Here is a 15,963-nt window from a genome sequence, read left to right on the forward strand (position 1 = left end):
TTGAAACTTATGAGCAAACGGGAAATGGATTTGTCCGTGGACCCCAATAGGGAAGGAGAGCAGGAGGAACTCAGCCAGGAAGAGCTTCTGAACAGCATCGCGAAGGAAGAAATGGAGCTGTTCAACACCGGTGGTAAGGGGAGAAGCGATTCCGGAGGGCTGGAGCAGCAGCTGAAGCATATCGGGGATAAAATGAAAAGCGGCAACAAACGCTCCAGCCGGGAGGTCATGAAGGATATTCTCACCTCCGTGGCCATGGAGCAGACCTCGATATCCTATCTCATTCAGGCGGAAGCGAACAAGATCAAGGCTTTTACGGGCCCAGCCGGGAATTTTCCCACCATGCCGACCAACCAGAATATCAATGATTTTCAGCTATCCACCGCCCGTGTCGTAGAGGCGCTCGTGGAGAAGCAGAAGCTGCTCATTCGCATGGTGGAGATGAGCCGCAGAATTTTGAACGAGGAGGATGGGGATGGGGAGTTTTGAGAAATGGCACCCATTGGAGGAGTTTGAGAAGGAAGCGATTCTGGATGCGTCGCAGCAGACGCTGGACAGCATCAAAGACCTGGAGGGCATCTGTGCAGGTTGGCCGGCTGAGTTCCTGCAGCCAATCAATCATTTATCGGTGGCCGCCGCGGAAATGCTGGAATGTGCCAAAGCGGATCTCAGCTTCGATCATCAATTGAATCAGCTGGATGATCTGATCAGCCAGATTATAGGCGTGACCTTGGACGCCCTGGCCAGCCAGACTCCGGTCATGCCGCCGGATGGGCCGGAGCTTTCTGTCACAGATGAGCTGCCAGGCGATGCGGGGGCTTCCGACACGCTGGACAGAAGCGGCGCTATTCTGGCGCAGCCAATCGGGAAGGAGCCCGGCGGTCCTGCGGACCAGGAGCTGGATGCTCCTGCCCAGGTGCCCGCCGCCGGCACACAGACCGGCGCTACGGTCGAAGCAGCCGCAGCGGAGCCTGCAGGAGAGCCGCTCATTCCGGCTGCAGCCGAGTCTGTCGGTGAACCGCTCATCCTGGCTGCGGCGGGGTCCACAGGTGAACCGCTCATTCTGGCAGCAAGCGAGCCAGCAGGCGCTGCAGTCCGTCCGGCCAGAAGCAAGCCGCCGGCACATCTGATCCTCCCGCCCCGCTCCGAGCCAACAGGAGAACCGGCCAGTCCCAAGGCAAGCCAGCCGCTCAGGCCGAATCAGGCGTCATCCGGGCTGTCCGCCCAGCTTACCGCCAAGAGCGCCAAGGTATACCGCAAGACCGGCAAGACGGATGCTCCTTCACAGATGACCGAATCATCCCGGCCGGATCAAGGAACCGTACCCGGTGAGATGAGAGCGGGGATGAGCACCAGCGGCATTATATGTTCTCCCAATCTCCGGATTTCCGGAAAGTAAGAACAAAGACATACCGCGTGTGGCAGTTGTTGACTGAACAAAACTGTTCCTGACCAGAGGGCAGGCTTACTTAAGCAGCGGAAGGTTGTCGAAAACGTGGAACATCAAGATACTGAATTGCAAGCGCTGACCGAAGCGATGAACAATGAGGATAATCAACGAATTTGCGAGCGCTATAAAGCTGTCATGCTCTATCTTGAAGGCAATAATTTCACATCCATCGCCAGGTCGCTGGGACGTACAAGACAGACGGTCAAGAGCTATATTGACATTTATCGGTCCAATGGAATCGAGGGGCTGGGCGAAGCCTATTATGCCATGCTATCCCGCAAGCTTGACGCTTCGCAGGAGGCCGAACTGAAGGAATTGCTATTGAATCGGCGCCCGCTTGACGTGGGGCTGGGAGATTACTATAGCTGGAGCATCAATCTCATTAAGCAGTGGATTATGAGGGAGTATGGCCAGTCCTTCAGCAAACGGGGGATAAGCAAGCTGCTTCAGCGTTTGGGTTTTCGTTTTACGAAGGCGAATTTCACGCTCGTGTCAGCCGATCCGATTGCGAATATACGTTATACCAAAGTAACGTTTCCGTCGCTTAAGCTCATGATCAAGAATGCCAGAAACAGCCGTATCGTATACGAAGACCAATCTCTGGCCCTCCCGTATTATCTCCTGCAGCATGGCTGGTACCTTGAAGAATTGGACAGCTGGAACGCGTTCAATCATCAGGATGCAGGGAAATTAAGCTTTCTGAACGGCATCCGGTTTCTGAAGAATGCTTTGCGTGATCACCCTGCTGGAGCTCTGTTTGCGGTGATGGGCTTTAACCGGCTGGAGCGTGTGAGCGACTTTGAACCCTATCTGCGAAAAAATCCGCGCCTGACACTCATTTTTCTGCCTCCCTACACTCCTAATCTGGACCCGGGCGATGGCAGCAGCGGGGAAGAGCTCTAAGCAATCAAAAGCCTTGTGATTGGGAGGAACGGGATTGGGTTCGCAGCGTGGAATGAGACGGGGAACAATAGAGGGATTCTTCAGTTGTATTGAAGAGGCCCTCTATTCTCGTAAGTATTGTAAAATTTGATGCCGACAATCCTGAAGGACCGACTGGTACGGGCAGGACCCGCCGGTCCCACCGGGAGAAGCAGCAGGCATAACAGGAGTCACCCGATGCAACCGGTATTAAATCGTACAAGCGTCACCCACATATGCAGCCCGGGCCGGGAGGAACGGCAGCAGTAATAGGTATTTACCTATTTATAGTAGTAGTACATATAACCAGGGCTTACGCCTAACACTCCGAAACCAAGTGGGCATAAGATGTACCAATTCAATTGAAAGGAGAGATTGTGGTTGTCTCAATCCAACCTGCCTAATATCACACCTACGATTACAATAACAAGAGATGATGCCATCTCATTAATCGTGGCCTCCATAGCCATGGAGGAACTGGGGCTTAGTCACATTTTGAATGCGGAAGGTGAGAAGCTTCAATATGTATTGGGAACCCTGCCAGGTGTGTCGGGACCGGTAGCATCGATCAGTGATATATTGGCTGTAAATGACAGCATCCGGAAAACCCTGCAGGAAACGATCAACAAAGACTTTGTACTGAGCAATAAATTGGAAACAGCCCTGTGCGCTACGAACATTGTGGGGCCAACCGGTCCTCCGGGGCCTCCAGGACCTCCAGGAGGACCAACAGGACCGACCGGCGCGACGGGTCCAGCGGGAGCCACAGGAGCGCAGGGTCCGGCAGGGCCACCAGGAACGTGCCCAACATGTCCAACAGGTCCAACAGGGCCTAAAGGTGATCCCGGTTCACCAGGAGCAACAGGCTCGACCGGCTCAACAGGACCAACAGGAGCCACCGGCGCAACTGGAGTCGGAGTGACAGGTCCTACAGGAGCTACAGGAGCAACTGGAGTGGGAGTGACAGGTCCAACAGGAGCAACGGGTGCAAGCGGAGCCACAGGCTCAAGCGGCGCGACCGGCGCAACAGGACCAACAGGAGCCACCGGCGCAACTGGGGTTGGAGTGACAGGTCCTTCAGGAGCAACGGGTGCAACAGGAGCCACCGGAGCGACAGGCGCTACCGGAGCGACAGGCTCTACGGGCGCAACGGGCTCCACGGGCGCGACAGGTTCCACGGGAGCAACAGGCTCCACCGGAGCAACAGGTTCGACGGGCGCGACAGGTTCTACAGGAGCAACGGGCTCTACGGGCGCGACAGGTTCCACGGGAGCGACAGGCTCTACGGGCGCAACGGGTTCCACGGGAGCGACAGGCTCTACGGGCGCAACAGGCTCTACCGGCGCGACAGGTGATGCTGGTGCTACCGGAGCGACGGGAGATACAGGAGCCACCGGAGCGACGGGAGATACAGGAGCCACCGGAGCGACGGGAGATACAGGAGCCACCGGAGCGACGGGAGATACAGGAGCCACCGGAGCGACGGGAGATACAGGAGCCACCGGAGCGACAGGTGATACTGGTGTAACCGGACCAACCGGTCCGACCGTGACGGCGAATAGACTTTTTGCTATGGGAGTTCCAGGTGATGTAGCTGGCGGAGGGATTCTTTCAGTACCGGTGATCTTGGATCGGAATGGAAACGCCATTCAGCCGAGTAACGGAACCGTCACTCTAGTTGCTAATCAGACGTATTCTGTGGACTATAGAACGAACGCCACTTCGACTGCGGGTTCAGTGAATGGTTCTGTAAGTGCTGCGTTATTCCTTGGTGCAACCTTGGTACAAGGAAGCAACAGTGTCGCTACGAGTAACGGGGCTACGCAAGTATTAGCAGGAAGCGCCATTATTTCGACGTCACGAGTAATTAACTTATCATTGAGAAATCCTGTTGCAGGATCTCCTGGTAATTATGGTTCAACAAGTCTAAGAGTCATTAAGCTGGCTTAACCGATATTTGAACGGCTACCTGCGGACGCTAAACGGGATGTCAAGCTATAGTGGAGCATAGGAAACCAATTTCAACCTGGCACTCTTCAGACCCGTAAATGTCTGATAAGTGGCCAGGTTCCACTTCATTCTAATCTTAAGCTCCAAATTTCTCAAAATGTCTCCAGCAGATGCAAAGACCAATCCTGACTCCCCCCCCTTCTCTGGGATGAAACGGTTGAAGCTCTTCATGGAGTATTGAAGCTCACATGAATATAAATAACCCTATATTCGAAGAGGTGAAGGATGAACACCCCCAGCATTTCGTTATGTATGATCGTCAAGAATGAGGAGCCGTATCTGGCGCAATGCTTGAGCAGCGTCCGAAGTATTGTGGACGAAATCATTGTGGTGGACACGGGCTCGACGGATCGATCCGCGGCGATTGCGAGCGATTTTGGAGCCAAAGTCATTCATCGGCAATGGGATGACAGCTTCTCGAATGCTCGGAACCGGGGATTAGAGGGGGCCACGTGCGAGTGGATTCTGTGGCTGGACGCGGATGAAGTGCTGGACAGCAACGAGGCGCCCAAGCTGAAGGAGCTGTTAACCCGGGATGCGATTCGGGAGCACCAGATTGAAGGGATTGAGCTGCTGTTCCATAATTACCTGGATGACGGCAGTATGGAGCGCTCTTATGTGCTCAGGCTGGTGCGGAATCGGCCGGAATACCGTTTCGAAGGAAGAGTGCATGAGCAGATTTATCCAGTGATGCTGCAGCACACTCCAAATCTTCGGCTCGGAAGGGCGGATGTGACGGTTCACCATCACGGATATCTGATCCGTAATATTATCCGCCAGGATAAGGTGAAACGGAATACATTGCTGCTGCGCAAGGCACTTGAGGAGTACCCGAAGTATTGGGTGTATCACTATTACCTGGGGACGGAGCTCCTTAAAGCGAATGAACTGGAGGATGGGATTGCCCATTTAAACACCGCGCTGGCTCATTCAGAGGGGTTTACGTTGAGCGTGATCGTGAGTGCGCATAGGTATCGAATCCTTGCGCTGGGGCTTATGGGGCGTTATGAAGATATGGTGGAGCAATGCAGCGCAAGCATGGCTGAGTTTCCGGAGTTTACAGACCTGTATCATTGTAAAGCGGAAGGGCTGATCGCTCTGGGCCGGGTGGACCAAGCCGCTCATGTGCTCCAGGAAGCCTTGAACATGGGTCCGGCTCCGGAGGATTACCCTAGTATGGCTGGTTACGGCTCCTACTTGACCTGTCTTGAGCTTGGTCGGTGCTTGGCCGCTTGCGGGAACGAACCGGGGGCGGATTGGTATTTTACCCTGGCGAGCCTGATGGACAGCGGTACGATTATAGCCCTTACAAAATCCTTAAGTAACGGTAGTGAAGCTGGCAGCCCCGATGTTTCTGTGTTAGTCGGTCCCTAATTTAAAGGAAAAAGTTATGCGCACAATGATCTAAGCTTATGGTAGGTTCAATAGGTGGTTTTCCCGGCACCCGGATAATATAAATAATCCTATATTGGGAGAAGTGAGAGATGGGTACCCCGAGCATTTCGTTATGTATGATCGTCAAGAATGAGGAGCCGTATCTGGTGCAATGCTTAAGCAGCGCCCGAAACATTGTGGACGAGATCATTGTGGTGGACACGGGATCGACGGATCGGTCCGCAGCGATTGCGGGCGATTTTGGCGCCAAAGTCATTCATTGGCCTTGGGATGACAGCTTCTCGAATGCCCGGAACCGGGGACTGGAGGAGGCGAAGTGCGATTGGATTCTGTGGCTGGATGCGGATGAAGTACTGGACAGGAACGAGGCACCCAGGCTGAAGGAAGTGTTAACCCAGGATTCAATTGAGAGACAGCAGATTGAAGGGATTGAACTGCTGCTTCATAACTACCTGGACGGCGGCAGGGTGGAACGTGCTTATGTGCTTCGGCTGGTGCGGAATCGGCCGGCATACCGTTTTGAAGGCAGAGTCCATGAGCAGATCCTTCCGGTGATGCTGAAGCACACCCCGAATGGCCGGATGGGAAGGGTGGACGTGACGGTTTACCATGACGGACATCTGACCCGTAATCTGATCCGCCAGGATAAGGTGAAACGGAATATATCGCTGCTGCGGAAGGCACTTGAGGAGCATCCCTCTTATTGGCCGAATCACTATTACCTAGGGGCTGAGCTCTTTCGAGCGAATGAACTGGAGGAAGGGCTTGCTCATTTGAATACCGTGCTGGCTCATCCAGAGGGAGTTCCGATGTACTTGATGGTGAACGCGCACAAGTATCGGACCCTTGCGCTGGGGATGATGAAGCGTTACGAAGAGATGGTGGAGAAATGCAGCGCAAGCATTGCCGAGTTTCCGGCATTCACGGAGTTGTATCATTACAAAGCCCAGGGGCTGGTGGCTTTGGGCAGGTTGGAGCAGGCCGTTCATGTGCTCCAGGAAGCCTTGAGCGTCGGTCCGGCTCCGGAAGAGTATCCCGGCATGCCCGGTTACGGCTCTTACTTGACATGTTTTGCACTTGGCCAGTGCCTGGCCGCTTGTGAGAACGAACTGGGGGCGGATTGGTACTTTACCCTGGCCAGCCTGATGGACAGCGGTACAATTACTGCCATTACAAAATCCCCAGGCAACGGTGGTGAGACTTACGGACCCATCGCTTCTATGTTTACCCACCCCTGATATACAGATGAAAAGCCAAGCATACAATAGTGCTCTTTCCGTATTGTCGCTTGGCTTATTCTGATCCCGTCCGGCTGAGCAATAGCGGAGAACAGCTGGTGAGCGGCGAATTCCTCCATGTATACAGCTGTCTTCAAAAACAAACTTCTCTCTGCCCGCTCCATTCAACAAGAAGCTGAATTGAAGAGAATAAAATGATCTAGCCCTGCAAACCGCGTTTTGCGGAAATCTCTTCTGGCCCTTGAACCAAACAAGATAAATTATCCCCAAGAATTCTTTCAATTACGCTTCGCTTGAGTCGGGGTTTCTAAAGAATCATATCTAACCCGCAGGGCTAAAAAGGGACACCGATGAGGTCCTGTACTTACATAACTCAACTTTCGCAGCATGAAATCGGCAAACAGGCCTTGATGTAACTGGGTAAAACGGGGATCCACTGCTGGAGTTGACGCTGAATCAGCAGACAGCTTTTTTCTAGCTTTCTTGGAAGAAAGGGATTCGCCCCGCTCAGAGTCTAGTATCCAGAGTGAGACGGATGTCTATAAGGTATGGTATCTGGTATCTGGTGTCCGTTACCTGTTGCCTCTCCATACAGCTTTGCATGATTATCCCTTTCGCTCAGGTCAGTTTCACATCACCTAAATGCTCCTGCTTTCTCCTAAGATCGCCTCATGATCTCGAACCGATCTGCTTCTCCATAAGGCACGATCAAAAAAAATAATAGACCCATTCGATGGTCCTGAATAGCGTAACAACAGGCATTTTCGCGCCTCATTTGATCCGTTATTTTCTTTAACGCGCCTAAAGTAAATTTTCGGTTCCTGGTTTTCTGTTTTTCTTTACCTGATCCAATGGGATAATCGTGCAAAGCTCCCGAACAGTGAGTTCACATGCCTTGCCACGGTCGACGGGCAGCTTGACTGTCAAGCACGGATGATGAGGTGGAGTCCATAAAATGAGTTAACTTTCGCAGCATGAAATCGGCAAACTTGCAAGGAGGGGATTCGAATTGCTCAGAACCCAGCAGCGACAAAGGTTTAATTGAATTTGTCCTCTGCGAAAGTTGAGTTACATAGAGCAGCCTCCAGCTTATTAACCCGAACAATATTCAGGCTAACTCAAGTGCCTTCCGGCACACAACGATTAAGTAAGATTCCGCAGAATCCGTGCATAAGGGAAATGTGAAGTATGCAAGACCGTTGCCTTCGCTACTGGACTTGTCCAATCGGTAAAAACAAAGAAACACTCCACATTTAGCGGGAGTGTTCCTTCTATTCAAGAGAGCGTCGGCGGCGCGGACGTTTGCTGCTGTCCTGCCATTCCTCTACATCACGGGGATCTATCTCCAGAACGCGGCAGATTTCCAAAGCGAGAATTACATTAGGTATGTCTTGACCGGCTTCAATGCGTTGATAATGTCGCACAGAAGTATCCACAAGCACAGCGACCTGTTCCTGTGCAAGACGTTTTAATTCACGTGCTTCCTTGATTCTCACCCCTGTATACCCCTTGTCATCATTATTGTTCATTTATGGTAACAAATCAGAGAATGAATTATTACGACCATGTAGACGCGTCTTATAGGACGTTGTATAATTAAGGCAGATTGATAGATTCGCTATCTCGGGAGGAGGAATACCCATGAAATTTCACTCCACGATGGAACACAGAACGGATGCTGCAAAGCTTCGAGCACGCAAAGAGCATCACTTAACAATCACATATCGATATCATAAGTTGTCTCAATACCATATGAAGCTCGCCATGATTTTTTACGATCATAGCCTGCCTCGATCCAGCCTGATCCTTTGCGACTGGGCTCTTACCGCTATGCTAAACGCTTTGTACATCAAAAAGAACAACATGCTTGCCCCAAAGAGGTTTTTTCCCATGGAGGATCTTCTGCATCTCCTGCATTCTGAAACTTCTCCGGCATTGGATGTGGTCATTTTTATCGGGACGATTCAATATTTGGCATCTGATATGGAAAGAGAGCAGGTCTCTAAAATGAAGAAAAAGAACGTCAACCGCTTGTTAAGAAGGACCGATGAGATCCTGTATCTTTTGTCAACCAAGATTACAGATGACCCGTCAAAGCTTTATCAATCCATTTTCTGAAAAATTTACTTACATAATTCAAGTATTCCTTTCAGCATAGGCTATCATTTCCACAATACAATCAAGCAGACTGCAGCTTAATAACTCGAACAACATTGAGGCTAACTCCCCATATACTAATACACAGGTGAATGTATTCAAGTTGGCTTATGCAAAGTCTGGGTGTCTTTCGATATAAGCATGACTGTATTTGAACTTATAAGAACTATTTCCCTGTAATTCCGGGCTGCCTATATTTCGAAAATGAGGCGATTATTGGACGTTTACCTCAAAACTTCTGCAGTGGGGTTGAATACACTGGACTATCACTACCGAAAGGGGAGATGTAAGTGTCTCAAGCCAACCTGCCTAACGTCACACCTACGATTACAATCACGAGAGATGACGCTATATCGTTAATCGTCGCCTCCATAGCCATGGAGGAGCTGGGGCTCAGTCACATATTGAATGCGGAAGGTGAGAAGCTTCAATATGTACTGGGAACCCTGCCAGGTGTGTCAGGGCCGGTAGCATCGATCAGCGATATATTGGCTGTAAATGAAAGCATCCGGAAAACGCTGCAGGAAACAATCAACAAAGACTTTGTACTGAGCAACAAATTGGAAACAGCCTTGGATGCTACCAATCTTGTGGGGCCGACTGGTCCTCCGGGACCTCCGGGACCTCCGGGAGGACCAACCGGTCCGACAGGTCCGGTAGGGCCGACAGGAACGTGTCCAACATGTCCACCAGGTCCAACAGGACCCACAGGAGCGACTGGAATCGGAGTGACAGGTCCGACAGGAGCTACGGGCTCGACCGGCTCGACCGGCGCAACAGGCTTCACGGGTGCCACAGGCTCGACCGGCGCGACAGGTTCGACGGGAGCAACAGGCCCAACTGGAGCCACAGGCTCGACCGGCGCGACAGGTTCGACGGGAGCAACAGGCCCTACAGGAGCTACAGGTGCAAGCGGAGCCACAGGCTCAAGTGGAGCCACCGGAGCAACAGGCTCTACCGGCGCGACTGGAGCCACAGGCTCGACTGGAGCGACCGGCGCGACTGGAGCGACCGGCGCGACTGGAGCCACAGGCTCTACCGGCGCGACCGGCTCGACTGGAGCTACAGGCTCGACTGGAGCCACAGGCTCTACCGGCGCGACCGGCTCGACTGGAGCCACAGGCTCGACTGGAGCCACAGGCTCGACTGGAGCCACAGGCTCTACCGGCGCGACAGGTTCTACCGGAGCCACAGGCTCTACCGGAGCCACCGGCTCGACTGGAGCCACAGGCTCGACTGGAGCGACCGGCGCGACTGGAGCCACAGGCTCTACCGGCGCGACAGGTTCTACCGGAGCAACAGGTTCTACCGGAGCAACAGGCTCTACCGGAGCCACAGGCTCGACTGGAGCCACAGGCTCAACTGGAGCTACAGGGACTACAGGTGATACTGGTGTAACAGGAGCAACTGGTCCGTTGTTTTCATTTATTGGCTACAGGAGATCATTCCGGCAGCTCCGGACGAGATCACAGAGGGAGGCGGCCATCACTTATGAACGATACCACTGCAATGATTTTCGGAGCAACCTATCTGCGTATTTCACGAGATAAGGGCGAAAACGAGGATACCTTGCAGAATCATCGCGAAATGATGGAGGAGTTCTGCCGACAGAACGGGTACGGTTATGAATTATATGAAGAAATTGTAAGTGGAGGGAAATACGAGATTGAGCAAAGGCCGCAGCTGCAGCAGATGTTGGCTAATATTGAAAAATACGAAGCGATTTTTACCGTGTCCCTGGACCGGCTTTCCCGCAACGGAATTGTATCCCAGCAAATCAAGCAGATGTGCATCGACTACGATATCAAGATTATCACTCCCTCGCAGACCTTCGATTTGTCCAATTCCCAGGAAGACCGGCTGTTGTATGACGTAAGCTCCATGTTTGCCACGCTGGAATACGAAATGATAGGGCGCAGGAACAAATACAATAAATTGCAGCGAGCCCGGCGCGGAGAGCACGTCGTCGGACTGCCCGCGTATGGTTATAGAAGAAATAAAACAACTCATAAGCTGGAAATCCATGAACCGGAAGCAGAGGTTGTGCGCTATATCTTCAAGCTTCACAACGAAGGGCTGGGCAACCGCAAGATTGCCGACATGCTTAACAGTGAAGGTTATAAACCCCGGCGCGGTCACAGCTTCCGGCCCTGTAACGTGAAGAGGATGCTTGCAAATCCGGTCTACAAAGGGCGTCTTGTACTGCATGACCGCGAGCGTGTCAAGGAAAAGGGCAAGTACAGCTACAAGGTGTCGGACACGATCGTCACGGATAACGCCCATCCCGCCATCATTCCCCCCGAAGAGTGGGATCTGGCCAACCGGGAGCGCGCAGAGCGCGGCGCACAAGCCATGATTTTCCGTGAGAAAGCATCTGTCAAGTCGGGTGCCAGCATGCTGAAAGACCTGCTCTACTGTGGCGTATGCGGAAGGAAGCTTGTCATCAGAAAAGAAAGAAACAGAGGTTATTTCATCAGGCGCTGCGAATCTCTGCTGCCGGACAGCGGGGAGAGGTGCGGGAATCACGGGATGAAGCTGAAGTTCATGGAAGAAGAAATGGCATTAACAATCCAGGCCTACCGCCAGCAGTTGCAGGAAGCGTTGGAATATTTGCAGCGGCGTGATTCTCTACATATACGCTCCGAACTGGAGGAGCGGCTCGTTCACCTGGAAAATCAGATAGATGAAAATCGGAAGCAGCAGGCCAATTTGCTGGATATGGCATTGAAAAAGGTTTTTCCGCATGAGGAGTTGAAGTCTGCAAAAGAAAGGCTGTTGAACCAGGAGCATTCATTGCGGGAACAGAAAGAGACGACTCTGCGGCAAATACAGGAGCTTGAAGTCTCTCCCGGGATGGAACTGGCAGACGGCATCTTGAATTTGCTGGATCAGTTCGCCTTCCTGACGCCTGAAGAACAGAACATCACATTGAAGCAGTTTATCCGGCGGATCAGCTATACCAGGGTGCTGCCGGATGACATCCAGGCTTTGCATGAAAGAAGCCGTGAGCGCGAGGAATATCCGTTCAGCTACATGATTGAGTACTTTTGATTGCCGGCGAAAGCATAAAAAAAGCATTGACTGTATACGACGACTTTGTAAAGGGAACGTCATACGGTCAATGCACTTTGCAGTTAGGTTTAATGAATGCCAAACAAATGCTTCTAAGATGAGGTATTCAGTGTTGCTTGAAGTCGTATTGTTCTTGCCGCAAGAAAATCGACAACCTTATCGGTGTCTTCTTTCCATTGGGAAATGACCTCGATACGTTGGTCGATTCGTTCCAGGGTTGCAACCAGATCGTCATGCTGGTGTGCTTCGATCCGGTCGGCCGTTTCTTTAATGGCCGAGATGTCGCCTTCCATTCGGTTCATTTGTTCCTGTATGTGGGAAACTTGCTCTTGTGTTTGGGATGTTTGTTCATGCACTCGGGAAACTTGCTCTTGTGTGTGGGACATCTGTTCATGCAATTGGGAAACTTGCTCTTGTGTTTGAGATACCTGTCCCTGCAATTGGGACACTTGATCCTGTGTTTGGGATGCTTGCTCCTGCAATTGGGACATTTGTCCCTGCATTTGGGTTAATATTTCCATTATTTTTTCTTCCAAGCAAATCACCTCGCTTTATTATATCACCGCATATATAGCCGTACAATCAAATCTATTTCCCACTGTCCATTCGATCTTGCTTCTAAAGTATCTACAAACATACATATCAGATGTTCTTACATTTCAGTGAAGAACATAGATTGATAGCAGTGACAGCAGCCAAGCTGCTGGGGCAGCCCCGAATAGCTTCAGGGCGGACCGGAAAGGACAGATGGGAGGTCAAGCATCATGAATGAAGAAGCCGGGATCTTTGGAGCGACTTACTTGCGCATTTCACGGGATAAGGGGGAGAATGAAGACACGCTCCAGAACCATCGTGAGCTCATGCAGGAGTTTTGCGCTGAGCATGATTATACATTTGAGCTGTACGAGGAAATTGTGAGCGGAGGCAAGCACAATCTGGAAGCACGCCCTGAGCTGCAGCGGCTAATTGACAATATGGAACGATACCAGGCCATTTTCGCGGTCTCTCTGGACCGTCTCTCGCGCAATGGTCTGGTGTCGCAGCAGATCAAGCAGCTTTGCATAGAGCACCGAATTAAAATCATCACCCCTTCCCAGACATTTGACCTGGCGGGCTCGCAGGAGGACCGTCTGCTGTATGATGTGAGCTCTATATTCGCAACGATGGAATATGAGATGATGGGCCGCAGAAATAAGATGAATAAAATCCAGCGCGCCAGACGTGGCGAATATGTAGTGGGAAAGCCTGCTTTCGGATACAGACGGAATCCTGTAACAAGAAGACTCGAAATTTACGAGCCTGAGGCCAAGGTGATACGGTACATTTTCAAGCTGCATCAAGAAGGCTTTGGCAATCGTAAAATTGCGGGCATTTTGAAGCGTGAAGGTTATAAGCCGGCGAGGTCGAACAGCTTCTGTCCTTCAACCATCGGGAGGGTTCTCAAGAATCCCGTATACAAAGGGACTGTGGTCTTTCAGAATCGCAAACGGGTCAAGGAGAACGGAGAGTACAGGTACAAGCTGCTGGAGACCGTCATTACGGACAATGCCCATCCCGCCATCATTCGGCCGGAGGAGTGGGAGCTGGTCAATCGGCAGCGTGCAGAACACGGAGAGCAGACCGTAGTTACCCGCGAGAAGCCTGCCGACAAAACAGGGACCACGATGCTCAAGGACCTTCTGTTCTGCGGGATATGCGGCAGAAAGCTTGTCATCCGCAGGGAAAGGCACGGGGTATACACAATCAAACCTTGCGGTTATGAGCTGCCTGATGGCCTGGAGAAATGTTATAACCGGGGAATACGGCTGCAGTTCCTTGAAGAAGAAGTGGTATCGAAGATTCAGGCCCACAAGCAGCGGCTGCAGGACCACCTGCAACTTCTGCAGCAGCAGGAGCTCGAAAGTATCTCCGCCGGCCATCAAGAGACTCTGGCGCGGATTGCAGCCGAGCTTAAGGAAACCGAACGACAGCAGTCGAAGCTTTTACAGCTTGGTCTGTCCGGGATATTCTCGAGTGAAGAGATTGACAGCAAGAGGCAGGCCTTGGTGGAACAAGGCCAGATGCTGCTGGACAGGAGGGAGAAGGTACTGCAGCAAATGCGGGACATGGATGAACAGCCTTTTGCAGATCGCCTGACGCAAACGATCCGGCTGCTCGACGAGTTCCAATACCAGACGGCGGAGGGGCAGAACGAGGCTCTGAAGAAGTTCGTGAAACGAATCCGCTATATGAGGACCATGCCGGAGGAGATCCGGAAGCTGTCCACCCGGAACCCGAAGCGTCAAGCCCACCCCTTCAGTTATACCATCGAATATTTTTAAATCTCCTTGTAAACAATGCCAATAGGACAGGGCACCTCCTGTCGAGGCTGTCCCTGTCGGTCAAAGCCGTTCAGACGTCAAATAAGAGAGCTGCAAATCAGCCTGACTAATATGGTAGATTTCGACACAGGCGCTGCGCCAGCGAAATTTAGACAGGATAAATTCGACATGGATGCGGCTTGATTAAAATTAATAATGACGCAAATAAGTGTTTGTTTTTAAATTTAACAGTCCCTCGGTCCGGGATGCGGATCTGCGGACAAAGCCCCCTGACCGCTGAAAAGCCTGAAATCACAGGCTTTTCCGGTTGAGACATCAAATATGAAACCATGATTTCCCGACGGGAGCAACGGGCGTCACGGGCATGACTGGATTGACTGGAGCGACCGGGATGACAGGCGTAACAGGCCCTACGGGTCCGACGGTTACGATGAATAACTTGATGGCCAATAACTTATCAAATAATCCGCAGACAGTACCTGTTGGAGGTATCATTCAACTTCCGGACACTCCTCATCTGAGTGGGACTGCCATTTCGAATTCAAACGGGACCATCACTCTGGCTGCTAATCAACAATATTATGTAGACTATAGAACGAACGCCACTTCGCCAAGCGGGATAGGTGTAGCTGCTGCTCTGTACCTTGATGGGACATATATACCAATGACCAATTCTCTCGCTGAGGGGGGAAGTCTGGCTACTTTATCAGGAAGCGCCATTATTTCGACTACCCAATCCAGTAGGTTAACATTGAGAAATCCTACAGGAGTTACTGCTAGCTATGGTTCAACAGCTGTAAATGTCATTAAGCTGGCTTAATTCGAAAAAAACATTGGATACCTATCGGGAAATGAGGAGCCTGATAGGAGTCAACCCCGTCACCCTTCAGACTGCGGTCCTGAAGGGTGGCTATTTTCCCATTCATCTGTTCATACCCATATTTTCTGCTGGTACAACAGGTATCACGGGGCGGAATGAGTGAACATTACATATGTTCTTATATTTCCGAGCCGGGCATAGAGTATAGCAGGGCCAGCCAGACAAGCTGTCCATCGTAGTAACTTTAACTTTCTTCCCTGTAAGATGTATGGTCTTTATCGCAACACTGGAAAATGAGATGATAGGCCGCAGGAACAAGGTCAATTAAAATCCGGCGCGTCAGAACGGAACGTCAAGCCCAGCCCTTCAGACGTCAAATATGGGGGAGCTGCAAATCAGCCCGTCTAATATGTAGTTTTCGACACATGGGCTGTACGAGCGAATTTGAGATAAGGTAAAATCGATATAAATGCTGCTGCGAAAAAAATGAAAAACGACGAAAATAGATGTGGTCTTTTTAGATTAAGCTGCCCCTTGATCTGTGATGCGGATCTGGCAGACAAACGCTTCTCCGACCGA

12 protein-coding genes and 1 pseudogene are annotated in these 15,963 nt (G+C 51.5%); 10 read left to right on the forward strand and 3 right to left on the reverse strand.

Going from position 1 to position 15,963, the window contains the following annotated elements:
* The first annotated feature begins 9 nt into the window (after nt 1–9).
* From ACE5KN_RS21375 to ACE5KN_RS21400, 6 genes are all read left to right on the forward strand, one after another.
* Nucleotides 10–489 carry an alpha-helical endospore appendage domain-containing protein gene (locus ACE5KN_RS21375; RefSeq protein ID WP_375528826.1) on the forward strand — a complete coding sequence of 160 codons (480 nt, stop codon included), beginning with the start codon at nt 10–12 and terminating at the stop codon, nt 487–489.
* Nucleotides 476–1,399 (forward strand): hypothetical protein, encoded by a 924-nt coding sequence (locus tag ACE5KN_RS21380; protein ID WP_375528827.1) that lies wholly within the window; start codon nt 476–478, stop codon nt 1,397–1,399. Before ACE5KN_RS21375 ends, ACE5KN_RS21380 begins: the two co-directional genes overlap by 14 nt.
* Before the next feature lie 96 nt (nt 1,400–1,495).
* Nucleotides 1,496–2,353, forward strand: coding sequence for a winged helix-turn-helix domain-containing protein (locus tag ACE5KN_RS21385; protein ID WP_375528828.1), 858 nt, complete (start codon nt 1,496–1,498; stop codon nt 2,351–2,353).
* Between the two features lie 399 nt (nt 2,354–2,752).
* Complete coding sequence (locus ACE5KN_RS21390) at nt 2,753–4,321, forward strand: alpha-helical endospore appendage domain-containing protein (RefSeq protein ID WP_375533150.1); 1,569 nt, start codon at nt 2,753–2,755, stop codon at nt 4,319–4,321.
* Nucleotides 4,322–4,606: 285 nt separating this feature from the next.
* The gene (locus ACE5KN_RS21395) at nt 4,607–5,755 is read left to right on the forward strand and encodes a glycosyltransferase (RefSeq protein WP_375528661.1); all 1,149 of its coding nucleotides are present in this window, start codon (nt 4,607–4,609) and stop codon (nt 5,753–5,755) included.
* 110 nt (nt 5,756–5,865) lie between these two features.
* Nucleotides 5,866–7,014, forward strand: a complete 1,149-nt coding sequence (locus ACE5KN_RS21400; protein ID WP_375528660.1) for a glycosyltransferase — start codon at nt 5,866–5,868, stop codon at nt 7,012–7,014.
* Between the two features lie 1,271 nt (nt 7,015–8,285).
* On the opposite strand, the gene ACE5KN_RS21405 is transcribed toward ACE5KN_RS21400, so the two are convergent.
* Nucleotides 8,286–8,543 (reverse strand): helix-turn-helix transcriptional regulator, encoded by a 258-nt coding sequence (locus tag ACE5KN_RS21405; protein WP_375528659.1) that lies wholly within the window; start codon nt 8,541–8,543, stop codon nt 8,286–8,288.
* A gap of 130 nt (nt 8,544–8,673) precedes the next feature.
* On the opposite strand from ACE5KN_RS21405, the gene ACE5KN_RS21410 reads away from it, so the two are divergent.
* From ACE5KN_RS21410 to ACE5KN_RS21420, 3 genes and pseudogenes are all read left to right on the forward strand, one after another.
* A complete protein-coding gene (locus ACE5KN_RS21410) occupies nt 8,674–9,132 on the forward strand; it encodes a hypothetical protein (protein WP_375528658.1) in 459 nt (152 codons plus the stop codon).
* Between the two features lie 329 nt (nt 9,133–9,461).
* Nucleotides 9,462–10,583 (forward strand): annotated as a pseudogene (locus ACE5KN_RS31120) (collagen-like triple helix repeat-containing protein); the annotation flags it as partial.
* A gap of 79 nt (nt 10,584–10,662) precedes the next feature.
* Nucleotides 10,663–12,222, forward strand: coding sequence for a recombinase family protein (locus tag ACE5KN_RS21420; RefSeq protein ID WP_375528657.1), 1,560 nt, complete (start codon nt 10,663–10,665; stop codon nt 12,220–12,222).
* Nucleotides 12,223–12,335: 113 nt separating this feature from the next.
* Here ACE5KN_RS21420 and ACE5KN_RS21425 read toward each other — a convergent pair whose 3' ends face one another.
* A complete protein-coding gene (locus ACE5KN_RS21425; RefSeq protein ID WP_375528656.1) occupies nt 12,336–12,779 on the reverse strand; it encodes a hypothetical protein in 444 nt (147 codons plus the stop codon).
* Nucleotides 12,780–13,007: 228 nt separating this feature from the next.
* On the opposite strand from ACE5KN_RS21425, the gene ACE5KN_RS21430 reads away from it, so the two are divergent.
* On the forward strand, nt 13,008–14,564 hold the full coding sequence (locus ACE5KN_RS21430; RefSeq protein ID WP_375528655.1) for a recombinase family protein: 1,557 nt from the start codon (nt 13,008–13,010) through the stop codon (nt 14,562–14,564).
* A gap of 315 nt (nt 14,565–14,879) precedes the next feature.
* Here the strand turns inward: ACE5KN_RS21430 and ACE5KN_RS21435 are convergent, their stop codons facing one another.
* Complete coding sequence (locus ACE5KN_RS21435) at nt 14,880–15,059, reverse strand: hypothetical protein (protein WP_375528654.1); 180 nt, start codon at nt 15,057–15,059, stop codon at nt 14,880–14,882.
* Nucleotides 15,060–15,963: the final 904 nt, after the last annotated feature.

This window comes from Paenibacillus terreus, from assembly GCF_042138595.1.
Lineage (GTDB): Bacteria > Bacillota > Bacilli > Paenibacillales > Paenibacillaceae > Paenibacillus > Paenibacillus terreus.